Consider the following 22,431-nt stretch of genomic DNA (forward strand, 5'->3'; position numbering starts at 1 on the left):
CGCGCGGACTACTGGCACCTGACATAGCGTGAAGTGTCGGTGACTGGGTGATCGAACAGTGGAGGGGGCCGGTCATGACCCCGCGCGGGACGGCTGCGCGGGTGGCACGGATGCCCGGCGGTGCTTGATGTTGACGGCCGAAGCCTTGGCCAGTGCCACGGGGTTCAGGAACCGCAGCGGGCCGATCAGGCGGGATGCGAAGAGATGCATGTGCCGCGCCATCGCCTCGTCGCGCGCCGCCGCCGAGAACATCAGCCGCTCCCCGGGGTTGAAGGGGCGGGACTTGGCGAAGTCGGCGGCCAGGTACTGGTGACCGCGCAGCCGGCGCTGGTGGTTGCGTGCGTACGCCGCGAGCGACCTGTCGAGGTCGCCCCGACCGGTTGCGGCCGGGGCGACCGCCGCCGTCAGCCATTGCGCGGACTGCAGCGCCCACCCGCACCCCACGCCCCACAGGGGGTCGCTGGTCAGGGCGGCGTCGCCGATCAGCGCGATGCCCGGTGCGGTCGGAGTGCGGCTGTGCAGCGGGTAGTTGACCGCGCCGATGATCTTCGTGATGCGCTCGGCGGAGTCGATGGGCGGTGCCTCGGGCAGGGCGCGGACGAACGCGGAGAAGCTGCCCTCCAGGTCGTCCCGGAAGGCCGGCAGCCGCTTCTTGTCCGGCAGCACCGCGATGACCGTCACCCCGTCGTCGTTGGGGAACGCGTACGCCATGTCGGGCTCCAGGAACCAGGTCTGGCCGATTCCGCCGTGCAGCGGAAGATCGCGGAAGTGCGCGAGATAGCCGAACCGCGCGTTCTCGTACACCCGGTCAGGCACGCCGGCGAACTTCGCCACGGCCGAGTCCTTGCCATCGGCGCCGACCACCAGGCGGGCCCGGATCACACGCTCGCCCTCAGGCGTCGACGCCTGCACCCCCACGGTTCGCCCGGCCTCCCGGACCAGCCCGGTCACCTGGTGGCCGAGGAGCAGCTCGACACCGGGCGTCTGCGCCGCGCGGGACCTGATCATCGGGTCGAGGACGCTGCGCCGGACGTTGTAGGCGTACGGCAGCGCGGGGCCCGCCGGCGCCGCCTTCGGCTCGATCCATCCCCAACGGGTGTACCAGCGGGCGTCGTTGCGGACGGCTCCCGCCTCCTCGAGAGCGGGTATCAGGCCGAGTTCGTCCAGCACGGGGTAGGCGTTGGCCGTGAGGGAGTGGGTGCAGAGCACCTTGTACGCATCCGGGTCCGAACGGCGTTCCAGCAGCGCGACGCGGACGCCGCGTCGGGCGAGCAGGATCGCTGCGGCGCTGCCGGCGAGGCTGGCTCCGCTGATGACGACGTCGTAGTCGTCTCCCGCGCTCTCAGGCTTGGTCATGCCGCTGATCGCCCCCTTCGGAATGTGGTGCCGTTCGTGGCAGTGGTGCGGTCTTGTGCCGCGCAGTTCACTGCAGTGTCAGTGCTGTCAGGAACATGAGCAGTTGTCAAGAGTCGGCCCCGATATGACGGGCCGACAGGTGGTGCTGCGAGAATCAGCGGGTGCGTGTCGGCCTGCTCGGACCCTTGGTGCTGGACGTTGGTGCGGGGCCGGTGGCGATCGGCGGCTCGCGGTTGCGGGCGCTGCTGGCGCGGCTGGTGGTGGACGGCGGGCGGGCCGTCCGGCCGGAGGTGCTGGGCGAGGCGCTGTGGGGGGAGTCGCCGCCGGCCGACCAGGCGAACGCGTTGCAGTCGCTGGTGTCCCGGTTGCGGGGTGTGCTGGGTGACCCCGGGCTGCTCACCCTCGGCCCGGCCGGGTACCGGCTGGCCGTCGAGGCGGGTGCGGTGGACGCCGTCCGGTTCGAGCAACTGGCCCGCTCGGGACGGCGGTTGCATGAGCAGGGTCGATCGGCCGAGGCCGGTGCTGTCTTGCGGGAGGCTCTGGGGCTGTGGCGCGGGCCCGCTCTGGCGGACGTGCGTGAGGCGGCGTTCGCCGGTGCCGAGGCAGAGCGGCTCGAACGGGCCCGGCTGGCCGCCCTGGGGGACCGGATCGAGGCCGACCTCGCGCTGGGAGCCGGCTCCGATCTCATCTCCGATCCCATCACCGATCTCATTGCCGAGCTCGAATCGCTGACGGCGGAGCACGCGCTGCACGAACGGCTGCATGCCCAGCTGGTCCGGGCGCTGGCCATCGGCGGCCGGGGCGCCGAGGCGTTGGCCACCTACCAGCGGATTCGCGACCGGCTGGCCGACACCTTCGGCAGCGACCCCGGGCCGCAACTGCAGGCGGCCCATCTGGCGGTGCTGCGTGGCGAGCTCCCGCCGCCCCGGCCCCAGGAGACCCAGCCGCCTCAGCAGCACCAGCCGACCCAGCCGCCCCAGGCGCTCCGCCGGTCCTGGCTGACCGGCAAGCTGGACGCGCCGCTGAACAGCTTCGTGGGCCGCGAGGACGACGTCCGCCGGGTGGTCGGGCTGCTCGGGCAGGCCCGGCTGGTCACCCTGGTCGGGCCCGGAGGCGTCGGCAAGACGCGGCTGGCCACCACCAGCGGCCGGCAGCTCGGCCCGTCCGGCGGGGTGTGGTTCGTCGCCCTGGCCCCGGTCGGCGCGGAGGACCTGCCCCGCGCGGTGCTAGGCGCCCTGCGGGAGCGCGAGGCCGGCGCGCCCAGGGGCGGCGGAACCGGCGGCGCCGATGAGCTTCTGGACCGGCTGGCCGAGGTGCTGGCGGACGACGACGTGGTGCTGGTGCTGGACAACTGCGAGCACCTCGTCGAGGCGGCCGCGGCCCTGGTCGAGACGCTGCTCGGTCGGTGCCCCCGGCTGCGGGTGCTGGCCACCAGCCGTGAGGCGCTGCGGATCGACGGCGAGACCCTGCACCCGGTGCTCCCGCTGGAACTGCCCGAACCGGGCTCGACGGTCGAGCAGGCCCGCGCCAGTGCGGCGATCCGGCTCTTCCACGACCGGGCCGCCGCGGTGTGTCCCGGCTTCGGCGCGGCGGGCGAGTCGCCGGCGGCGGCGATCGAGATCTGCCGCCGCCTGGACGGCCTGCCGCTGGCGATCGAACTGGCCGCGGCGCGGTTGCGCAGCCTGCCGGTCGAGGTGGTCGCGGCCCGGCTGGACGATCGGTTCCGGCTGCTCACCCGGGGGAGCCGCACCGCGCTGCCCCGGCACCAGACCCTGCGCGCCGCGGTGGCCTGGAGCTGGGACCTGCTGGACGCCGACGAGCGGGCGCTGCTGGAACGGCTGTCGGTGGTGCCCGGCAGCTTCACGGAGGACGCGGCGCGTGCGGTCGGCGGGTTCGACGTCCGGTGCGGCGGGGGCGACGGCGTCGGCGACGGCAGCGGCAGCGGTGTTGAGACCGCTGAGGTCGGCGAGCTGCTGGCGGCGCTGGTGGACAAGTCCTTGCTGCATCCGCTCGGGGGCGTCGAGCCGCGTGAGCCGCGCTACCGGATGCTGGAGACCATCCGGGAGTACGGCCTGGAGCAGCTCGCCGGGCGCGCAGAGGTCGGCGCGGCCCGCAAGCGGCATGGCGCGTTCTTCCTCGCACTGGCCGAGACCGCGGAGCCGCAGCTGCGCACCCGCGACCAACTGCGCTGGCTGGCCCGGTTGTCGGCCGAGCGGGACAACCTGCTGGCCGCGATCCGCTGGGCGATCGAGTCCGGGGACGCCGGGACGGCGGTGCGGTTCGGCGCCTCACTCTGCTGGTTCTGGTCCATGCGGGGCTACCCGCCGGAGTCGCTGGACCTGCTCGGCCGGGTGCTGGAGGTTCCCGGGCCGGTCGATCCGGTGGCCCGCGCGCTGGTGATCGCCACGCAGGCGGTCGGCGCGGAGTCCATCAGCCGGCCGGAGGACAGGACGGCCGCCTTCGACCGGATCGAAGAGGCGATGGCGGGCATCGATCCCGGCGTCCACCCGCTGCTGGAGCTGGCCCGACTGGCCGCCACGATCGCCGGACCGGAGTCGCGGGATCAGCACGTCGCGACAGACCCGACCCTGACCACGCCGGACAGCGGGCTGAGGGAGCCCTCGAGCCGCCCGTTCGGACTGCTGGTGCAGGGCCTGCTGACCCTGCACATCGGCGACGTCGCCGAGGCGACCGGCTTCCTCACCCGCGCGCTGGCCGGCTTCGAGGAGCTCGGCGAGCGGTGGGGCCTGGCGACCGCACTGAGCACCCTCGGGTCGATCCGGCAGCGGTCCGGCGAACTGGCCGACGCGCTGGCGATGAACGAGCGGGCCACCCGGTACTTCCAGGAGCTCGGCATGCAGGAGTACACGATCGAGAACGAGGTGCAGGCCGCCCTGATGCACGCTCACGCCGGGGACGTGGACGGCGCGCGGCGGCACCTGGTGGGCCTGCTCGACCAGGTGGCGCAGAGTGAGCAGAGCGGGGAGGACGGGCAGAGCGGGCAGAGCGGATCGGCCGAGCCGTGGGCTCTGGTGGGCCTGGGCCTGGCCCAGTTGGAGTGGCGGGCCGGACGGCTGGGCCCGGCCCGCGCCCACGCGCAGGTCGCGCTGACCGGGGCTCCCGGTGGCCGGCCGCTGCCGTCGCAGCTCACCGCTCTGCTGCTGGGGGTGCTCGCCCGGCTGGACGCAGCGGAGGGCCGCCCGGACGAAGCGGTGCGCCGGCTCGACCATCCGGCGGTGCACCTGGTGCTGACCTGGAACTCCGCGGTCACCGGCACGGTCGCGGTCGTGGTCGCCGGCATCGAGCTGTGCCGCGACCGGCCGGGGAAGGCCGCGCAGTTGCTCGGGGCCGCCGACGTGTTGCGGGGCTCGGACGACCTCGCCGACGCCGACGTTCGCCTGATCACCCAGCGGGCCACTGCCGCCCTGGGAGCCGCCGGGTTCGCGGCGGCGCGCGCCACCGGTGCGGCGATGTCGCGGACCGAGGCCACAGACCTGCTGTCCGCGATCATCACCGCACCCGGGGATCAGCCGGGCAGCTCCGATCAGCGGGCTTGAGCCCTGGCCGGAGCGGTCGGGGCGGGCGAGGCGGCCAGAGCGGCCGGGGTGGCCGGAACCGGTTTCCCGAACATGGCGCAGATGGTCGCGGTCTGAAGTGCCTGGTCCGCCGCGATGAGCTTCGGATCGGCTCCGAACTCGAACAGGAAATCCGTCGGGACGAGGACGGTCGCGGTGCGACTGCCGGCGCTGTCAGTGACGTTGACGCTGGAGTAGCCGGTGATCCCACCGTCGTGCGCCCAGATGGTGCCGCAGGGGGTGGTGCCCGTCTCGATGCCCAGGCCGGAACCGGGCCCGTTCACCGGATTGCTCGGGTCCATCGGGACGGTGCTGCGCAACTCTGCCAACTGCGCTGCGGGCAGCAGCTTGCCGGACATCAGCGCGGTGTAGAAGCGGGACCAGTCCCGCGCGGTGGACACCACGGCCCCGGCGGCCCCGCCCCAACTCGGGTCGTTGCCGGAGACGTTCACGTGGCCGTCGCGCTGCACACCGGCGACGTCCTGGAACGCGGTGGGCACCGCGGCCGGCATGTGGGCCGGATCCGGTTCGTAGCCGCGGGCGTACCGGCCGTGCCAACTGCCGTCCGTGGCGAGGTAGGTGTGCTTCAGGCCGAGCGGCCGGGCGATCCGGTCCCGGATCAGGTCGGCGAGGCTTGCCCCGGTGGCCTGCTCCAGCACGGCGCCGACCGCGGCGTAGTCGGTGTTGCTGTAGGAGAATTGGGCGCCCGGGGCGAACAGCGGCGGGTGCTCCACGCCCACGGCGAGCAGCTCGGCCGAGGTCCACCGGTGCGGGTCCTTGCCGAGGATCGACGGCACGAGGGCCGGGTCCTCGGTGTAGTCGAACAGCCCGCTGGTGTGGTTCAGCAGCATCCGCAGGGTGATCGCCTGGCCGTTCGGGACCTGGCCCGGCAGCCACTTCTCGACCGGGTCGGTCAGCGCGAGCCTGCCCTCGGCGACCAGTTGCAGGACGATCGTGGCCATCATGGTCTTGGTGTTGGAGCCCATCCGGAACTCGTCTCCCACCTTGAGCTGTTGGTCCTTCGCAGCCCAGGGAGCCTGTTCGGCGATCTCGACGGGCCGACCGTGGCCGTCGTCCACCCGCACGACCACCCCGGGCGCGCCGGCATCCACCACTTGCTGTGCCAATTGCCGCAGTTGAGCCAGTTGAGCCATCTGCGGATCGGCTCCACGCGGCGTCGAGGCAGCGGCCGGTCCCACGGCCAGCCCCACGGTCAGCGCCGATGCCGTCAGCACGGCCGGCGCCAGTCGCAGGCGACGCGACCACAGTGCGCGAGCCGACGAAGAGGTGTCTGAAGAAGTATCCGGTGACATGGACCCGTTCCTCCGGTTGCTGGGTGGCTGGACGGACCCAGCTTCCGGCCGGGCGCTGGCAGCGCGCGCACAGCGCGCTGGCAGGCCGCTGTGCGGGCGGGCGAACGGATCACTGTCACGCATCTGGTGTTCTGACGGCACGTGATTAACATGAGGATCACTCATCTTCATCGAGGGGGCCGGACAATGCTGGACCGATGGCACCGCTCTGCCACCGAACCGATCACCCGCCGGCGTGAGAGACGTGAGAGATGAGTGCCGCCGCTGCGCTGTCCGAACCGCAGGCTCGCGTCCCGTGGCGCTGGACGGCCTCGCTCGGTGCGGCGAACCTCGGGGTCTTTCTCGGCTTCTTCACGCCGATCCAGATCCTGCTGCCGATGCAGCTGGAGCAGCTCGATGCCGCCCACAAGGCCGCGCTGCTCTCCTGGGTGACGGGCACGGGGGCGCTGGTCGCCATGCTCGTCAATCCGCTGGCCGGTGCGATCTCGGACCGCACGACGTCCCGGTTCGGGCGCCGTCGTCCGTGGATCCTGGCCGGGGCACTGCTCGGCGCCGGTGGGCTCGTGCTGACGGCCGATCAGCACGGACTCCCGGGCATCATCGCCGGATGGGCGGTCGCACAGGCGGGGCTGAACGTCATGCTGGCCGGCGTCACCGCCCCGGTCGCCGACCAAGTCCCTCTGAGTCAGCGGGCGTTGGTATCCGGGTGGACCGGGATCAGTCAGTCGCTCGGACTGCTGGTCGGGGCGGTGCTGGTGACCGCGCTCGCCGACAGCGTGGTCGCGGGCTACGCGCTGACCGCCGTCGTCACCGTCGCCCTCGCGCTGCCGTTCGTGCTGAGCTCGCCCGACCCGGTGCTGGCGCCCGAGGCACGCGCCCCGTTCGAGCTCCAGGCGCTGCTGGCCGGCTACTGGGTGAGCCCGCGGCGGTACCCCGACTTCGGCTGGGCTTGGCTCACCCGGTTCCTGATCAATCTCGGCAACGCGATCGGCACGCTGTACCTGCTCTACTACCTCACCGACGCCGTGCACTACCCGTCGCCCGACAGCGGCGTGCTGATCCTCACCGCCGTCTACACGCTCGCCGCGCTGCTCACCGCGATCCCGTCGGGGATGATCTCCGACCGTACGGGCCGCAGGCGGGCGCTGGTCGTGGTCTCCTGCGCCGTGATGGCGGCGGCCGCGCTGCTGCTGGCCCTGGTGCACAGCTGGCCCGCCACCGTCCTCGCGGCGGCGGTGCTGGGTGCCGGGTACGGGATCTACCTCGCCGTCGACCAGGCGCTGGTCACCCAGGTGCTGCCGGCCGCCGCCGACCGGGCCAAGGACCTCGGCGTGATCAACATCGCCAACTCCGGCCCCCAGGTGCTGGCTCCGGCCCTCGCCGCCCCGGTGGTGGCCCACCTCGGCGGGTACGGCGGCCTCTACACCGTCACCGCCGTCGTCACCCTGCTCGCCGGTGTGCTGGTGCACCGCATCCGCGGCGTGGCCTGAGCCGCCAAGGCCCAGGGACCCGGACGGTCAGTCCAGCCGGCCGTCCGCGGCCGGCCCGGTCAGCAGCAGGCGGACCTCGTCGGCCTCCGGCACGCCCAGCGAAAGGAAGATACGGTGCGCCTGCGCCCAGTGCTCCTGGGCCAGGTCCGCCCGGCCCAGGGCCTGATAGACCTCGCCGATGCCCCGGTGGGCGAGCGCCTCGTTGTCCGGGTCGTCGTCGGGGGCGAAGCCGAGCGACCGCTGGTAGTACGTCAGCGCCTCGTCGGGCCGTCCGGTCGCCAGGGCGGTGCGCCCGAGGCCGATCAGGCTGCCGGATTCGCAGAGCCGGTCGCCGATCTCCGCGCCGATCTGCTGCGCCCGCCGGAAGTGCTGCCGGGCGAGCTCGTGGCGACCCCAGTGTCCGTAGAGGGTCCCCAGCTGGCGCAGCGTCGCCCCCTCGCCGCTGCGGTGGCCGCTCTCCTGGAAGAACGCGAGGGCTTCGGCGAGCTGTTCACGCGCGTCGTCGAAGCGGGCCGTGGCCGTCTGCACGACGGCCAGCTCGGCCCGGTTGTGGCTCTCCCCGGCCCGGTCGCCGATGTCGAGGTGGGTGGCCAGCGCCTCGTGGAGGTGGGTGAGGGCCAACTCGTAGCGATGGGTGCGCGAGTAGAGCTGCCCGAGGTTGCCCAGGGTGCGCCCGACGCCGCTCAGGTCGCCGACCTCGCGGAACAGCGCGAGGGCCTGGCCGTGGTGCGCGATGGCCTCCTCCAGGCGGCCGTTGCGGCCGTGGATGACGGCGATGTTGCCGAGGACGAGGGCCTGTCCGGCGCGGTCCTCGCAGGCCTCGAACAGCGGCATGGCCTCCCGGTAGCGCGCCAGCGCCTGTTCCTTGCCCGTCGTGGCCAGCTCGACGACGCCCAGATTGCCCAGCACACCGGCCTGACCCGACAGGTTCCCCAGGTCACGGTGCAGTGTGAGCGCCCGCCCGTAGAAGGACCGCGCCTGCGGGTACTGGGCCCGCCGGGTGGACACCCGGCCGAGGAGGGTCAGCGCCGAGGCCTGGCCGGCAAGCTCCCCGGCGGCCGTGGCGGCGTCGAGCGCGAGGGTGTGCAGGGTGACTCCGTCGTCGTAACGGCCCTGGCCGTCGAGGTAGCGCCCGAGCAGCGCGGAGAGGTCGCAGACGTCCCGGTGCCGGTCCTCGGCGGCCGCGGTCCGGGCGACGGCCAGCAGGTTGGCGAGTTCGGCCCGGATCCACTCCGCGGCCTGCGCCGCGGTGCCGAAGTCGATCCGGGTGCCGACGCCCGCCGTGTCGATGGCGGGCCGGTGGTGCTTCTCGTGCGGCAGCAGCAGGTCCAGCGCGCCGGCGGCCGTCGCCTTGTAGTGCACCAGCAGCCGGGCCAGCGCGGCATCGCGGCCGGCGGGATCCTCGGCGGCGTCCAGCGCGGCGTCCTCGGCGCTGTCCTGCGACAGCTGGTGGGCGTACGCGCGCACCAGGTCGTGCAATGCGTACCGCCCGGCGGCCCCCTCCAGCAGCAGGTGGTGGTCGTACAGCTCGTCGAGGAGCCGGTCGGCGGTGGCGACGGGGACCCCTGCCATGGCGGCTGCGGCGTCCGCGGTGAAGTCGTCGCCGGGGTGCCGGGCGACCAGGCGGAGCAGGCGCTGCTGGTCGGGCGCGAGCGTGTCGTACGAGACCGAGAAGGCCGCCGCGACGCCGGGGTCCTGTCCGGGCGGCTCGGTCAGCAGCGCGGTCCGGTCGCGCAGCCGGGCGAGCAGGTGCTCGGGCGTCCAGGAGCGCCGGTGCGCCATCCGGGCGGCGGCGATCCGGATGGCCAGCGGAAGCCGTCCGCAGGCGGCGACGATGGCCTCGAGCGCCTCCCGGTGGCCGGACACCCGGTCGTGGCCGACGATCTCGCTGAACAGCCGGACGGCCTCCGCCGGCTCCAGCAGGTCCAGCGAGAGCGCGGCGGCCCCCGCCAGCGCGGGCAGCCGGCGGCGCGAGGTGACCAGCACCAGGCAGTCCGGACTCGACGGGATCAGCGGGCGCACCTGCGCGGCGTCCGCGGCGTTGTCCAGCACCACCAGCAGCCGGCGCTCGGCCGCGACGGTGCGCCAGAGCTGGGCGCGCTCGTCGAGCGGGTCCGGCAGGCTGTCGTCGGCGATGCCGACGGCCCGCAGCAGGCTCCCGAGCGCGACCGTCGCGGACACCGGACGGCGCCCGGGCGTGAAACCGTGCAGATCGACGAAGAGCTGTCCGTCGGGGAAGTGCTCCGCCATGGCGTGTCCGGCATGGACGGCCAGCGTGGTCTTGCCGATGCCGGCCATGCCGTCGATGGCGGAGATGACCACGGCCCCGCCGGGCAGCCGCCCGCGCAGCTCGACCAGCGCGCGCAGCTGGGCCAACTCGCGGTCACGGCCGGTGAAGTCGGCCACCGAGTACGGCAGCAGCCTCGGGACGGCCGGTCCGGTCGGGCCCGCCGCGCGGCCTGCGGGTCGGCCCGCGGGTGGGACGGCGGCCGGCGCACCGGCGGTCTCCTGCGCGGCCTGCCCAGCCTCCTGTCCCGCCGCCCGGGCGGCCGCGAGCAGTCGCTCCCGGGCCCCGGGATCGAGGCCGAGTGCCTGCGCCAGCCGGGACACGGACGAGAGCCGTGGCCGCCGGCCGTCGCCCTCCAGCACACTGATCGAGCGCGCCGACACTCCGGACCGCTCCGCCAGCTCCTCCTGGGTCCAGCCGACCTGGAGCCGGTGTTCGCGCAAGGTCCTGCCGAATCCGGTCATCTGTTCCCTCCAGTCCCACCCGTTACGCCGTACCACGGGGTGCCGCGCAGCGCCGCGCGGTGCCGCGCTGGACTGTACCGGAGCGCCGGCGGCGGGTGATCGTCAGGGAAGTGCCAGGCTTACGTCCGGTCAGCGTCATGGAGTCGTCCGGGTGGCGGGGCCCAGGATGATGCTCCGGGCAGCACGCGCTGCCCGTCGGTGGGGCAGCGCGGCGCCGGGGAACGCGCTGCCCCACCTGCCAAGCTTCGGGAGCCGAGCGGGCCCGCGGGCCTCAGACGGCCCCCGGCCTTCAGACCGTCCCGGGGCCGGGCTCGGGTGCCGGTGCGAAGAACGCGGTGATCGGGCCGCCCGGATGCGAGCGCTGGAACCAGATCACCCGGCGCGCACCGCCGATGTACGCCGGCGCGCTCACCCAGAGGTCCCGCCGGGGCGCGCCTTCGTTGCCGGGCGCCAGTGCCGCGTCGGTGGCCTCGGCGGCGATGCCGCGCAGCAGCGCCAGCGCGGTCGCGTCCGCCGCCGTGGGGGCGATGGCCAGGGCGGTGAGCGCGTGCCACAGGTCGGCCGCGATGTACGAGATCGGCAGCCCGTCGAGCGCGGCGTGCGGCCGGACGTCCTGACAGGTGTAGACCGCTCCCGCCGCGGCGACGGACTGGAGGCCGGGTGACCCGGCCGGCGGACGGGCGCCCGCCGGTGGTTCGTGGTGCATGACGGGCACGCTAGCGCGGTTTCCGCGCCGCTGCCGCGCCCCGGAGCGACATGGCAGGGGCAGCGGTATCGGCATCGTCAGCGCAGGCCCTGGCCCCAAGCCCGTGCTAGCGTCCCGACTGGCCGCGCGCCCGCGGGTGACCGGCCCTCGGGCCCGTCCGGCCGATCGTGCCGGGCGGCCCGGAACCGACGGCCCGAAGGAGCGTGAACTTCGATGGCGGACGACCCGACGCTGCGCGGCGCCCTGGTGGTGCTGCGCCCCGCCACCACCGAGGACATCCCGGCACTCGCCGCGATCCGGGCCACACCCGAGGTGCTGGCCCGCTGGCGCGGCGGCCCCGACCTGGCGGAATCCGTCGCCGAGGATCTCGCCGAGCCCGACTCGCGCTCGCTGGCGATCCTCTACGACGGCCGGGTGGCCGGCGCGATCCAGTGGACCGAGCAGAACGAGCCGGACTACCGGCACGCGGGCATCGACATCTACCTCGACCCCGCCCTGCACGGCCGTGGGCTGGGCAGTGACGCGGTGCGCACGCTGGCGCGGTACCTGATCACCGTGCGCGGCCACCACCGGCTGGTGATCGACCCGGCCGCCGACAACGCCGCCGCGATCCGCTGCTACCGGAAGGTCGGATTCCGGCCGGTCGGCGTGCTGCGCCGCTATGAGCGCGGTCCGGACGGCGAGTGGCACGACGGGCTGCTGCTGGACCTGCTGGCTGAGGAACTGGTCTGAGGACGGCGCGAAGCTCTGCGAGGCCCTGCGATCCGCTGCGATCCCCTGCACGGCTGGGCGCCACCCCGGCGCGGCCGGTGCACCGGACGGGTCTAGTCTGCCTTGCACGGACGGGAGTTCTGACTACGGGGGTGGCTGTTGAGCCGTATGGATACGGGCATCGAGTCGATGCCGGGAGACGGGTCCACCTATCAGGCCCCCGCGGCCTGCCCGCTCTGTGCGGGGTCGCTGTGCGAGGTGCAGGTGTCCGGCCGGGGGGACGGTTACGGCCTGCTGGTCAAGGCGTTCGTGCCGCGCAGGCTCTTCGCTCGCCGCACCGAGGTGGAGGGACTGGCCTGCCGGGACTGCGGCCACCTGCTGCTCTTCCTCGCCGAGCCGGAGATCCTGGACGCGCCGCCGCCGCGCGGTCGCCGCAAGCGCGACGACTGACGTACGGACGACTGACGTATGACGGAGCGGCCACCTGGCTTTCGAGTCTCCCGTCCGGATCAGCCGGTGAAGCCGACGTGGACGTGGTCGTGGTGCGTGTCGTCCGTGAAGAACTGGTTCGGCGTCAGGCCGCCGGACAGCTGGCGCGGGCCGCCGACGTTGTACGACCCGGCGGCTGCGGCGGCGCGCATGAAGCCGTCCACCAGGGAGTGCGACGTCGCCGGGTCCACCACGGCGAAGCCGTTGATCTGCCAGACGTCGAAGGCGCGCCCGAGCGGGTGGTCGCTCGGGCGGGTGGTGCCGAAGACGTCCAGCGGATGGCCGGAGCGGATCACGCTCACCGTGATCGTGTACGTCTGCGCGAGCGTCAGCATCGCGTGCAGCACGCTGTCGTGCACCAGCCCGCTGCGGACGTCGGCCGCCGCCGCCGGGGGCAGCGTGATCCGCTGCTCGCCGAGCACCTGGTCGGCGGCGGCGGAGAGGCCGGTGGCGGCGGGGCCGGGCGCGGCGGGGTGCAGAGCGGTGACGGTCCAGCGCGGTGTGGCGGCGCTGAGCCGGACGTCCACGGTGGTGCCGCCGGCGGCCGGCGGCGCTGTCCCGCTGCGGGTCCACTGGTCGCAGACCACCAGGACGCTGGCCGAGTCGGCGAGGATGCCGCCGTACTGGGCGTAGATCACCTGCAGCGCCGCCTCGTCGGCGCCGCTCAGCAGCGGCCCGGCCTGGCCGACGAGCGCCGGGTCCACGCCGCCGAGCGTGGCGACCCGGCCCTGCGCGGCGGCGCTGCCCGCACCGCCGGTCGGCCAGGCGCCGATCGCCTCGATCAGCTGGGCGGCGCGGAGTTTGACGTCCGGCTGGATCTCGCCCGGACCGGGGAGCCACGGCGTGGTGGCCGGCAGGCCGGCGCCGGGGGAGAGGGACGAGCCGGTGGCCGCGGAAGCCGGGACGGATGCGGACGCGGACGCGGATGCGGGGAGGGACGGGGAGGTCGGCGTCGGCGTCGGCGCGCCGGCGGTCGGTGCGCCGCTCGGCGGAGCGCTGCTCCCGTTCGCGGCCGGATGCCCGCTGCTGCACGCGGTCAGGCAGGCCGCGCCGACGGCTGCCGCCAGCACGGCCCGCCGGCTGACGGCCTCGGCGGTCTCGGCGGGCTCCGCACGGTCTGCGTGGTCGGTGCCGGTGACCTGCTCGGCGTGGTCCATGGCCCCCACTATGAGCGGCGCCGGGCCCGGCCCGCGAGCGTTGCCGCCGCGCCGGCCGGGCCCTGACACCGGATCAGCCCATCGACCCCCCTAGGGCCTGTCCGGCGCTGCCTCAGTCCACTGCCGTGAAGATCAGCGAGACGTTGTGCCCGCCGAACCCGAAGGCGTTCGTCAGCGCCGCCCGGTACGCGCCGCGGCGCGGTGCACCGGCGACCACGTCGAGCTTGACCCGCGGGTCGAGCTCGCTCAGGTTCGCGGTGGCCGGCACGATGCCGTCCCGCAGCGCCAGCACGCTGACGATCGCGCCGACCGCCCCGGCCGCGCCGAACAGGTGGCCGGTCATCGACTTCGTCGCGGTCACCGCCGGGTGGGTGCCGATCGCCTCGCCGACCGACTCCGCCTCGACCAGGTCGCCGACCGGCGTCGAGGTCGCGTGCGCGTGCACCAGGTCGATGTCCTGCGGGGCCAGTCCGGCCGACTCCAGTGCCAGCCGCATCGCCCGCACCTGCCCCTCCGGGCTGCCGGCGGTGATGTGGTGCGCGTCCGAGCTGAGGCCGGTCCCGGCCAGCGCCGCGTGCACCCGCGCGCCGCGCGCCGCAGCGAACTCGGCGCGCTCCAGCACCACCAGCGCCGCGCCCTCGCCGAAGACGAAGCCGTCCCGCGCGGTGTCGAACGGACGGGAGGCCGCCTGCGGTGCGTCGTTGCGGGTCGAGTGCGCCTTGGCCTGGGCGAAACCGGCGATGGTGATCGGGTGGATGCAGGCCTCGGTGCCACCGGCGATCACCACGTCGGCCCGGCCGAGCCGGATCAGGTCGAGGCCGAGCGCGATCGCCTCCGCGCCCGACGCGCAGGCGCTGACCGGCGTGTGTGCGCCGGCCCGGGCGTTGAACTCGATGCTGACGCAGGCCGCAGGCCCGTTCGGCATCAGCATCGGCACGGTGTGCGGCGAGACCTTGCGGACCCCGGAGGTCTCCAGCACATCGTCCTGGGCCAGCGTGGTCAGCACCCCGCCGGTCCCGGTGCCGATCACCACGGCGAGCCGCTCGGGGGCCACCTCCGGGCTGCCCGCATCCGCCCAGGCCTCGCGCGCGGCGATCAGCGCGAGCTGCTCGCAGCGGTCGAGCTTGCGGGCCTGCACCCGGTCGAGCACCGTCGCCGGCTCGACCTTGAGCCGGGCGGCGATCCGCACCGGCAGCTGCGCCGCCCACTCCTCGTGCAACGCGCTGATGCCCGACTCCCCGGCCAGCATCGCGGCCCAGGTGGTGGCGACGTCGCCGCCGAGCGGCGTGCTGGCACCGAGGCCGGTGACGGCGGCGCCGGGCGCCGGATCGGTCTGACGCATGGTCATCAGTGAAACCCCCTTGTGCTGGACATCCAGTGGACGCCGGACCGGTGAGCGGTCCAGGTCGTCCCTGCACACCACTGTGGCAACGGGATTGGGCTGAAGCTGATGCCTGGCGGCGCAGACTTTACCGACGAAAGTCTGTTGGATCTCCACAAGGCGTTTCGCCAGGCGGTTAGGGTGACGCGAGACGGCCACCGGGTCGTGAAGGGCGGCGGGAGTGGTTCGGATGGCAGCGGTGACCGGCGAAGCGGGACGCGAGGCGGACGCGATCACGGCGTTCTGGCAGCGCCTCGGGCTGCCCGGGCTGATCGACGTGCACACCCACTTCATGCCGGAGAACGTGCTCGCCAAGGTCTGGGCGTACTTCGACGCGGTCGGCCCGGAGCTCGGCCAGGCCTGGACCATCGCCTACCGCGAGGACGAGGAGCGGCGGCTGGCGGTGCTGCGCGGCTTCGGCGTCCGGGCGTTCACCAGCATGCTCTACCCGCACAAGCCTGGGATGGCCGAGTGGCTGAACGGCTGGGCCGCCGGCTTCGCCGCCCGCACGCCGGACTGCCTGCACACCGCGACGTTCTACCCCGAGCCCGGCGCGGACCGGTACGTCGCCGAGGCGATCGCGGCCGGTGCCCGGGTCTTCAAGGCACACCTGCAGGTCGGCGGCTACGACCCGCGCGACCCGCTGCTGGACGGCGTCTGGGCACTGCTCGCCGAACGCGGCGTCCCGGTCGTCACACACTGCGGCTCCGGCCCGGCACCCGGCAAGTTCACCGGACCGGGCCCGATCGGCGAGGTGCTGGCCCGGCACCCGGACCTGCCGCTGATCGTCGCGCACCTCGGCCTGCCCGAGTACGCGGAGTTCCTCGACCTGGCGGACCGCCACCCGGCCGTGCACCTGGACACCACGATGGCGTTCACCGACTTCACCGAGCGGCTCGCCCCGTTCCCGCGCGACCTGCTGCCCCGGCTCGGCGACCTGCGCGAGCGGATCCTGCTCGGCACCGACTACCCCAACATCCCGTACGGCTACGCCCACGCGCTGGACTCGCTGGCCCGCCTCGACCTCGGCGACAACTGGCTGCGCGCGGTCTGCCACGACAACGCGGCGCGCCTCTTCGGTCTCCGCTAGGGCCCTCCGGCAGGGCCTGTTGGGCTCGTCCGGCGGCGCTTCACTCGGCCAGGTGGCGCTCCAGGGAGGCCATCTTGCGGGTCAGGCCGTCGGTGACGCCGGCGCGGTCGTCGATCTTGATGACGGTGCTGACCCGGTTGGCGAACGGCTTGACGGCATCGATGGCCGCCTTGATCACTGGCATCACCTCGTCCCACTCACCCTCGATCGAGGTGAACATCGCATCGGTCCGGTTGGGCAGCCCGCTGGCCCGGACCACCCGGACGGCGGCGGCGACGGCCTCGGCGACGTCCTCACCGATGCCGAGCGGGGTGACGCTGAACGCGGCGATCATCTGGTCCTCCGGTGTGGTGGGTGTGGCGTTGCGTGGTGCGCTTCCGGCGATCATCCGCATGCTGCCACATCCGATCCTGATCGTCGCCCGGGTCCTCCAAGGGCGTTGTCGGTACGGCGCGTTAGCGTGACAGGCCACAGGGCTGTCGAGCGCAGCGACGATCACGAAAGGGCCGGTCCATGAAGCTTCTTCTCACCTCGGCAGGCATCGAGAACGCGAGCATCCACAGCGCGCTGGTCGAGCTCCTCGGCAAGCCGGTCTCCGAGGCGAACGCGCTCGTCATCCCCACCGCGGTGTATCCGATGAGCGGTCCGGCCGCGGCGTGGCGGGTGATCTCCGGGCAGGCCAGGACGCGCCTGGCGGAGGTGGGCTGGAAGTCCCTGGGCGTGCTGGAGCTCACGGCGCTGCCCAGTGTCGGGCGGGAGCGCTGGCTCCCCTGGGTGGAGGAGGCCGACGCCCTGCTGCTGTCCGGCGGCGACTCGCTGTACCTCAACCACTGGATGCGCGAGTCCGGGCTGGCCGAGCTGCTGCCCTCGCTGGACGTGGTCTGCGTGGGCGTCAGTGCTGGGAGCATGGTGATGGCTCCCCACGTGGGCGAGGAGTTCGTCGAGTGGCGGCCGCCGACGGGCGGCGACGAGGGCCTGGGAATGGTCGATTTCGCGGTGTTCCCACACCTGGACCATCCCCTCTGCCCGGAGAACTCGACGGCCCACGCGGTCGACTGGGCCACCAAGCTGCCCTGCCCGGGGTACGCGATCGACGATGAGACGGCCATCAAGGTCGTCGACGGAGCCGTCGAGGTCGTCTCCGAGGGGCACTGGAAGCTGCTCACTGCCTAGGGCCTGTCCGGGCGATCTTGCCGGGCGCGCGACGCCGGGCATCCCTCCCCCAGCCTTCGGCCGGGAGGTGCCCCCACGACGCACGCCCGAATCATCCAAGTACGGCCCAGTACGAGGACGATCCGGGCGCACGCCCAGCCGGGCGCCCAACGCCGCGCGCTGATCCGACAAGATCGCCCGGACAGGCCCTAGCCGCCGTAGACGCTGCGGCAGATCCGGTCCTGTTCGGAGCCCGCCGGCCACTGGCCGTACGCCTCGGCGGCTGCGCAGACGCCCATGGTGCCGGTGGTGCCGGTCGGCGCCGAGGCCGGGTCGGGCGTCCCGGGCCCCGGCTTGGGGCCGGAGCCCGGCCCGGGCGGCCTGGGGGAGGCCTCGGGGGCGGGGGCCGGGGCTCGTGGCGGCACCGGCCGGGGTGGCCGTGAGCGGGTCGGGCTCGGTGAGCGTGGTGGTGGGGCCGGTGCTTCGGCGCTGCTACTGCCGCTGCCGCTGCTGCCGTTGGCGTCGGTGGGCGGCGGGCCGGTCATGGAGGCCGCCGGTTGCGGGCCGGGGGTGTCCGGGGACGGCGTCGCCGGTGCGGAGCCGGATGCGGTGTCCGTCGGTGCCGGGCTCAGCTCGCCGAGTTGGCGGTGCAGGCCCTGGAGGCCACCGTCGCCCGGCCGGGCCTGGGTCGCGCCGGGTGAGGCCGAGGCGCTCGGGGAGGCGGGTGCCGCGGCGGGGGGCTCACTCAACCGGGCCGGCAGCGGCTGGTTGGAGCAGGCCGCCAGCGGCAGTGCGAGCAGTGCGAGCAGCGCCGGCAACGCGGGCCGGGCCGGCCGCGGCGACCGCCTGCCGGATGGTCGGGGTACGGCCGGGCCGGGCAACCGGCGGGAGTCATCGTCCACGCACGGCTCAACGAGCCAGCCCGCCGAAGGGCGCGCACCAGCGGAAAGGCGGCGGCAGGGGTGGCCGTTATCCAGGTGCCCGCATGATCACGCGTCCGCCACAATGCGTCGATGGAGACGACTGGGATGACAGAGACGGCGCAGGCAGCTGAAGCAGCAGAGGCCAGCGCCACCCCGCAGCAGCGGGCGATCGGCCACATCACCGCGCGATCCACCGGCGCGCCGCTCGCCGCGGACCTGCGGGTGACGCTCAACTTCCACCCGGACCGCGGCAGCGGCGGCCGTGCGATCCTCGCGGCGCTCGCCCAGGACGGTGTCTACCGCTCGCAGTTCGAGACCGGGACGAGCAACGGCGGCCTGACCGCGCACCCGGGCGGCGACCGCTGGCGCTGGGAGAGCCGGCTGTTCGGCGGCGCCTACGACCACGAGCCGGCGCACGAACGCCCGGTCTACGGTGCGCTGAACTTCCGCCGCAAGCCGGTCGGCGCCGCGCCGCGGTTCGGATCCGCGCACTTCCGGCTCCGGGCCGAGGCGCTCGCCCGGTCCACCTTCTGCTACCCGGACAGCTTCACCGAACCCGAGGACTTCGGCGTGGCGACCGCGATGCCGCTGATCGAACTGGCCGCCGCCGACGACCGGGACGCGCTGGACGACTACGTCGAGGCGCAGGTGCACGGCCCGGTGCTGCTGGCCGAGCACGTCGAGGCGCTGGTGCTCGATCCGGCCTACCGGGGCACGGCCGTCGAGGAGGCGGCTCGCGCGCTGCCCTGCCCGCTGGAGTGGCACGGCGGATTCCGGCTGACCGTGGCCGAACTCCGGCGGCATCCGCAGTACCGGGGGCAGGAGTTCGTCGAGCTCGGCGCCCTGATCGCCGAGGACGGCCAGCTCGACCCGCTGATCATCGGCGCGGCGGCCCGCAGCGGGCGGTACGACGAGCAGTCACTCAAGCGGGTCTGGCACTACCTGGCCCGGTTCGGCGGAACCGTTCAGTGACGTGATTCGGACGAGGCTGACGGTCACGCCGAATCGACAGCGCCCCGGCACGCGGGAGAGCCTGGAGAGACCACACCCCGAACCCACACCCCGTACCCCCGCCCCCGCACCCCGCCCCCACACCCCCCGGCGGAGCATCGATGACCACGATCGACAGCGCAGCCACCCGCAACCGTCGGGCCCGCAGCCGCCCCGGCGCCGCGACCGCCGTCGTCGCCGCCGCATTCTGGGCGACCATGGTCGGCACCACGATCCCCACCCCGCTCTACCCACGCTACGAGAAGGCCTTCGGCTTCTCGTCGCTGATGGTCACGGTCGCCTTCGCCGTGTACGCGCTGGGCGTGGTCGCCGGGCTGCTCTGCTTCGGCTCGCTCTCCGACCGGGTGGGCCGCCGACCGGTGATCGCCGCCGCCCTGCTGCTGGCCGGTGCCGCCGCCGGCGTCTTCCTGGCCGCGGACGGCCTCGGGGTGCTGCTCTTCGGCCGGGTGCTCTCCGGCCTCTCCGCCGCGCTGGTCACCGGTGCGGCCACCGCGCACCTCACCGAGCTCGCGCCACCCGGCCGGCAGGTCGCGGCCGGCCGGATCGCGCTCGCCGCGAACATGGGCGGGCTGGCCGGCGGCCCGCTGCTCGCCGGGGCACTGGCGCAGTGGGCGCCCGATCCGCTCCGGTTGGTCTGGATCGTGGACGCGGTGCTCGTCCTGGTCGTGCTGCTGCTCCTGGCCGGCGTGCCGGAGACCGTCGCCCGCCGCGCCGGCGGCCGGCTGCTCGTGCTCTCGCTGCCGCGGGTCCCGCCCGGCATCCGCGCGGGTTTCGTGCGCTGCGCGCTGGCGGCCGGGTCCGGCTTCGCGGTGCTCGGCGTGCTGACCGCGACCACCGGCCTGTTCTTCGGCGAGGTGCTGAAGCTGAACACCCCGGCGCTCTCCGGAGCGACCGTCGCGATCGCCTTCCTGTGCACGGGCGCCGGGCAGCTGCTGGCCAAGGCGCTGACGCCGCGGCCGGTGCTGCCGGTCGCCTGCCTGGGCCTGCTGGTGGCCGCCGCGCTGATCGCGACCGCGATGCTGACCGCCTCGCTCGCACCGCTGCTCCTCGCCGCGGTGACCGTCGGGCTCGCGACCGGTCTGGCGCTCGGCGACGGCATCGCGCTGATCACCGGGCAGGTCGCGGCGGCGGTCCGGGGGCAGGCGTTCTCGGCGCTGTTCGCGGTGCTCTACGCGATGCTGGCGCTCCCCGCGATCGGCGTGGGCGTGCTGATCACGGTCACCGGGCTGCGCACGGCCGGCGTGGTCTTCGCGGCGGTGGTGGCGGCGCTGGTGCTGAGCGTGCTGGCCAGCCTGCCGCGCACCCGGACCTGATTGCCTGAACGTGCGCAGGCACCCGCGACGGCGGGTCTACGACCAGCGGTGTTCGGTGACCCCGCCGCCGCGGACGGTCACCGAAGCCTCCGGGGTGTCCGCCGTGCGCCACAGCGTGTAGTCACCCTCGGGCAGCGGGGAGATCACCGCGCAGTAGACGGTGCGCGCGGCCAGATGGCGGGGGCGGACGGCCGCGTGCGTGCGGGTGCCGTCGCCGTCGGTCAGGCTGACCTCGATCTCCAGGCCGTCCTCGGCCGGGCCGGTGTGGATGATCAGCGCGCCGAGCGTGCCGCCGATCTCCAGCACGACGCTGCCCTCCCGGGACGGGGCGGGCAGCGGCGCGTGAGCGTGAGCGTGGGCGTGCGGGTGGGGATGCGGGTGGGTGTGCTGGTCGGTCATGGGTCCGGTTTCGGTCGCGGGTCGGCAGGTCGGCAGGTCGGCAGGTCAGCAGGTCAGCAGGTCAGCGAGTCAGGCGGCTGACGTGTCGCCGGTGCGGTGCGGGCACCCTGGTGCCCCCCCCCCCCCAGACCCTGGATGGCGGGTAGTTGGGCGGGTTGTCGTAGCCGTCGTACGGGACGCCGAGATACGGGAAGCTGGTGAGGTACGGGTTCTTGACGTCGGCGGGGGTGAGCCCGTCGGTGATCACGCTGGTCGCGGCGTCCGGCGTGAAGCTCGGGTCGACCAGCGGCAGCGTGAGGCCCGCGATCGCCCGCAGTTCGATCGTCACGACGTCGTCGAAGACGCGGCGGCCGTTCGGGAACCCGGCCGCGTCGCCGCCGACCAGACCGAGGATGTTCGGGTTGGCGCTCGGCGGGACGGCCACGTTCAGGCGCAGCATGTCGGCCTGGGTGCTGCCGGTGTAGTTCTGGAAGCCGGGAACGACACCGGTCGGGATGCCGGTGAGCAGGATCGCGAGCAGGTCCGCGCGGTCCTTCGTGTAGGCGGCCAGGTTCGGGAAGACTCCCGGGTAGAGGGCCGGGAGGAGCCTGGCCAGCTCGGGCTGGGCGACGTACTGGGCGAAGTTCTTGTCATCGGACGGCGGCAGCGAGTTCCACTGGTCCTTCTTCCCCATCGGGATGATGACCTCGTTGACGAGCGGGTTGCCGAGCCGGGAGACCTGGACGAACGGGCCGGACTTGGTGTCGCGCTCGCCGGGGTTGACGATCCGGGCCCGGTGGCGCGAGGCGGTGGTCCACACGCCGATGGTGGCGAACGGGTCCGTCACGTCGGTGGGCTTGTGGCCGCGCCTGGTCAGATCGGTGATCGGCACCTGGAGCGCGATGCTGTGGACGTTCAGCGCCTTGGTCGTGTTGACGCCGGGTGCCGGGTGCGTGAAGGCGGGCATGACGTGCAGCTGCTGGAACGGGCGCAGCGTGCCGAGGTCGAAGATCGAGCCGAGGTCCACGTAGAAGCCCTCGGCCCGCTGCCCGGCGAAGACCTGGCGGCCGCCGGCCAGCTGGTGCACGGCCATGTTCGCCAGCGAGGTGTAGTTCGGCGTCGAGATCGGGCCGATGTTGCACGGCGGGCAGAGCAGGTCCTCGGCGAGGACGTGGCGGCGGTCGTCGGCCTCGACCCGGGTGATGCTGTACGTCTGGACCCGGTTCCAGGTGGTGTCGGTCAGCGAGTTGATCGCCCCGGTGTTGTACAGGAACGAGTCGGGATTGCGGACCGTGACCTTGAACCGGAACTCGTAGCTGACGTCCGCGCGGCCGTCGTTGTCGTTGTCGATGTGGATCGCGTAGAGGACGTCCTCGCCGAACTCGTAGAAGTTCGGGCCGCCGGCCGGGCCCTGCAGCGGGATGTAGTTGGCGATCAGCGTGACGGTGTCGCACGCGTCGGGGCTGACGAAGGCGTAGACGTCGGTGCTGTCGGCGACCGGGTCCTTGGAGATCTCGGGGGCTTCGCGGTGGGACGACACGGGAACCTCGCAGGGGAGTTGGTGGTGAGGGGCGGGCAGGAGGAGGTCGGACGGCCGGCCCGGGCGGTGCTGCCACCGGGGCCGGCCGGTGCTGA

Annotated in this window: 18 protein-coding genes; 8 read left to right on the forward strand and 10 right to left on the reverse strand. The window is 73.8% G+C overall.

The features are described from left to right. Nucleotides 1-72: 72 nt before the first annotated feature. Entirely contained in the window at nucleotides 73-1,356 is a 1,284-nt protein-coding gene (locus AC060L_RS00965) for an NAD(P)/FAD-dependent oxidoreductase (RefSeq protein WP_483796248.1), read from the reverse strand. 161 nt (nucleotides 1,357-1,517) lie between these two features. Here AC060L_RS00965 and AC060L_RS00970 point away from each other — a divergent pair, with 161 nt between their 5' ends. Next, complete coding sequence (locus tag AC060L_RS00970; protein WP_483796249.1) at nucleotides 1,518-4,913, forward strand: AfsR/SARP family transcriptional regulator; 3,396 nt, start codon at nucleotides 1,518-1,520, stop codon at nucleotides 4,911-4,913. On the opposite strand, the gene AC060L_RS00975 is transcribed toward AC060L_RS00970, so the two are convergent. Then, nucleotides 4,901-6,058 carry a serine hydrolase domain-containing protein gene (locus tag AC060L_RS00975; protein ID WP_483796250.1) on the reverse strand — a complete coding sequence of 386 codons (1,158 nt, stop codon included), beginning with the start codon at nucleotides 6,056-6,058 and terminating at the stop codon, nucleotides 4,901-4,903. The genes AC060L_RS00970 and AC060L_RS00975 overlap by 13 nt on opposite strands. Before the next feature lie 437 nt (nucleotides 6,059-6,495). Between AC060L_RS00975 and AC060L_RS00980 the strand changes: the two genes are divergently transcribed. Beyond that, nucleotides 6,496-7,734: an MFS transporter gene (locus tag AC060L_RS00980; protein WP_483796252.1), complete on the forward strand. Its 1,239-nt coding sequence runs from the start codon at nucleotides 6,496-6,498 to the stop codon at nucleotides 7,732-7,734. Between the two features lie 27 nt (nucleotides 7,735-7,761). Here AC060L_RS00980 and AC060L_RS00985 read toward each other — a convergent pair whose 3' ends face one another. Then, on the reverse strand, nucleotides 7,762-10,485 hold the full coding sequence (locus AC060L_RS00985; RefSeq protein WP_483796253.1) for an ATP-binding protein: 2,724 nt from the start codon (nucleotides 10,483-10,485) through the stop codon (nucleotides 7,762-7,764). 289 nt (nucleotides 10,486-10,774) lie between these two features. Continuing rightward, entirely contained in the window at nucleotides 10,775-11,191 is a 417-nt protein-coding gene (locus tag AC060L_RS00990; RefSeq protein WP_483796254.1) for a hypothetical protein, read from the reverse strand. Nucleotides 11,192-11,404: 213 nt separating this feature from the next. On the opposite strand from AC060L_RS00990, the gene AC060L_RS00995 reads away from it, so the two are divergent. Further along, complete coding sequence (locus tag AC060L_RS00995; RefSeq protein WP_483796255.1) at nucleotides 11,405-11,923, forward strand: GNAT family N-acetyltransferase; 519 nt, start codon at nucleotides 11,405-11,407, stop codon at nucleotides 11,921-11,923. A gap of 138 nt (nucleotides 11,924-12,061) precedes the next feature. After that, on the forward strand, nucleotides 12,062-12,352 hold the full coding sequence (locus tag AC060L_RS01000) for a hypothetical protein (protein ID WP_483796256.1): 291 nt from the start codon (nucleotides 12,062-12,064) through the stop codon (nucleotides 12,350-12,352). 59 nt (nucleotides 12,353-12,411) lie between these two features. On the opposite strand, the gene AC060L_RS01005 is transcribed toward AC060L_RS01000, so the two are convergent. Continuing rightward, entirely contained in the window at nucleotides 12,412-13,548 is a 1,137-nt protein-coding gene (locus AC060L_RS01005) for a hypothetical protein (protein WP_483796258.1), read from the reverse strand. A gap of 112 nt (nucleotides 13,549-13,660) precedes the next feature. After that, the gene (locus AC060L_RS01010) at nucleotides 13,661-14,896 is read right to left on the reverse strand and encodes a beta-ketoacyl-[acyl-carrier-protein] synthase family protein (protein WP_483796259.1); all 1,236 of its coding nucleotides are present in this window, start codon (nucleotides 14,894-14,896) and stop codon (nucleotides 13,661-13,663) included. 223 nt (nucleotides 14,897-15,119) lie between these two features. Between AC060L_RS01010 and AC060L_RS01015 the strand changes: the two genes are divergently transcribed. Further along, entirely contained in the window at nucleotides 15,120-16,019 is a 900-nt protein-coding gene (locus AC060L_RS01015) for an amidohydrolase family protein (RefSeq protein WP_483796261.1), read from the forward strand. Nucleotides 16,020-16,059: 40 nt separating this feature from the next. On the opposite strand, the gene AC060L_RS01020 is transcribed toward AC060L_RS01015, so the two are convergent. After that, the gene (locus tag AC060L_RS01020) at nucleotides 16,060-16,353 is read right to left on the reverse strand and encodes an MTH1187 family thiamine-binding protein (RefSeq protein WP_483796598.1); all 294 of its coding nucleotides are present in this window, start codon (nucleotides 16,351-16,353) and stop codon (nucleotides 16,060-16,062) included. A gap of 179 nt (nucleotides 16,354-16,532) precedes the next feature. Between AC060L_RS01020 and AC060L_RS01025 the strand changes: the two genes are divergently transcribed. Further along, complete coding sequence (locus AC060L_RS01025; RefSeq protein WP_483796263.1) at nucleotides 16,533-17,192, forward strand: Type 1 glutamine amidotransferase-like domain-containing protein; 660 nt, start codon at nucleotides 16,533-16,535, stop codon at nucleotides 17,190-17,192. 188 nt (nucleotides 17,193-17,380) lie between these two features. On the opposite strand, the gene AC060L_RS01030 is transcribed toward AC060L_RS01025, so the two are convergent. Beyond that, nucleotides 17,381-18,073 (reverse strand): hypothetical protein, encoded by a 693-nt coding sequence (locus AC060L_RS01030; RefSeq protein WP_483796264.1) that lies wholly within the window; start codon nucleotides 18,071-18,073, stop codon nucleotides 17,381-17,383. Between the two features lie 126 nt (nucleotides 18,074-18,199). Here AC060L_RS01030 and AC060L_RS01035 point away from each other — a divergent pair, with 126 nt between their 5' ends. Next, nucleotides 18,200-19,066: a DUF3626 domain-containing protein gene (locus AC060L_RS01035; RefSeq protein ID WP_483796266.1), complete on the forward strand. Its 867-nt coding sequence runs from the start codon at nucleotides 18,200-18,202 to the stop codon at nucleotides 19,064-19,066. A 140-nt stretch (nucleotides 19,067-19,206) separates the two neighbouring features. Then, nucleotides 19,207-20,418, forward strand: a complete 1,212-nt coding sequence (locus AC060L_RS01040; protein WP_483796267.1) for an MFS transporter — start codon at nucleotides 19,207-19,209, stop codon at nucleotides 20,416-20,418. A gap of 36 nt (nucleotides 20,419-20,454) precedes the next feature. Here the strand turns inward: AC060L_RS01040 and AC060L_RS01045 are convergent, their stop codons facing one another. Continuing rightward, nucleotides 20,455-20,817: a hypothetical protein gene (locus AC060L_RS01045; RefSeq protein WP_483796269.1), complete on the reverse strand. Its 363-nt coding sequence runs from the start codon at nucleotides 20,815-20,817 to the stop codon at nucleotides 20,455-20,457. A 61-nt stretch (nucleotides 20,818-20,878) separates the two neighbouring features. After that, nucleotides 20,879-22,336, reverse strand: coding sequence for a DUF4331 domain-containing protein (locus AC060L_RS01050; RefSeq protein WP_483796270.1), 1,458 nt, complete (start codon nucleotides 22,334-22,336; stop codon nucleotides 20,879-20,881). Nucleotides 22,337-22,431 lie beyond the last annotated feature (95 nt).

Source organism: Kitasatospora sp. NEAU-69 (assembly GCF_057158765.1).

Excerpts from the sequence above, each read along its gene's own strand:
- AC060L_RS00965 (WP_483796248.1), bottom strand. The coding sequence starts at position 1,356 with ATGACCAAGCCTGAGAGCGCGGGAGACGACTACGACGTCGTCATCAGC.
- AC060L_RS00980 (WP_483796252.1), top strand. The coding sequence starts at position 6,496 with ATGAGTGCCGCCGCTGCGCTGTCCGAACCGCAGGCTCGCGTCCCGTGG.
- AC060L_RS00985 (WP_483796253.1), bottom strand. The coding sequence starts at position 10,485 with ATGACCGGATTCGGCAGGACCTTGCGCGAACACCGGCTCCAGGTCGGC.
- AC060L_RS00990 (WP_483796254.1), bottom strand. The coding sequence starts at position 11,191 with ATGCACCACGAACCACCGGCGGGCGCCCGTCCGCCGGCCGGGTCACCC.
- AC060L_RS00995 (WP_483796255.1), top strand. The coding sequence starts at position 11,405 with ATGGCGGACGACCCGACGCTGCGCGGCGCCCTGGTGGTGCTGCGCCCC.
- AC060L_RS01005 (WP_483796258.1), bottom strand. The coding sequence starts at position 13,548 with ATGGACCACGCCGAGCAGGTCACCGGCACCGACCACGCAGACCGTGCG.
- AC060L_RS01010 (WP_483796259.1), bottom strand. The coding sequence starts at position 14,896 with ATGACCATGCGTCAGACCGATCCGGCGCCCGGCGCCGCCGTCACCGGC.
- AC060L_RS01015 (WP_483796261.1), top strand. The coding sequence starts at position 15,120 with ATGGCAGCGGTGACCGGCGAAGCGGGACGCGAGGCGGACGCGATCACG.
- AC060L_RS01020 (WP_483796598.1), bottom strand. The coding sequence starts at position 16,353 with ATGATCGCCGCGTTCAGCGTCACCCCGCTCGGCATCGGTGAGGACGTC.
- AC060L_RS01025 (WP_483796263.1), top strand. The coding sequence starts at position 16,533 with ATGAAGCTTCTTCTCACCTCGGCAGGCATCGAGAACGCGAGCATCCAC.
- AC060L_RS01035 (WP_483796266.1), top strand. The coding sequence starts at position 18,200 with ATGACAGAGACGGCGCAGGCAGCTGAAGCAGCAGAGGCCAGCGCCACC.
- AC060L_RS01040 (WP_483796267.1), top strand. The coding sequence starts at position 19,207 with ATGACCACGATCGACAGCGCAGCCACCCGCAACCGTCGGGCCCGCAGC.
- AC060L_RS01045 (WP_483796269.1), bottom strand. The coding sequence starts at position 20,817 with ATGACCGACCAGCACACCCACCCGCATCCCCACCCGCACGCCCACGCT.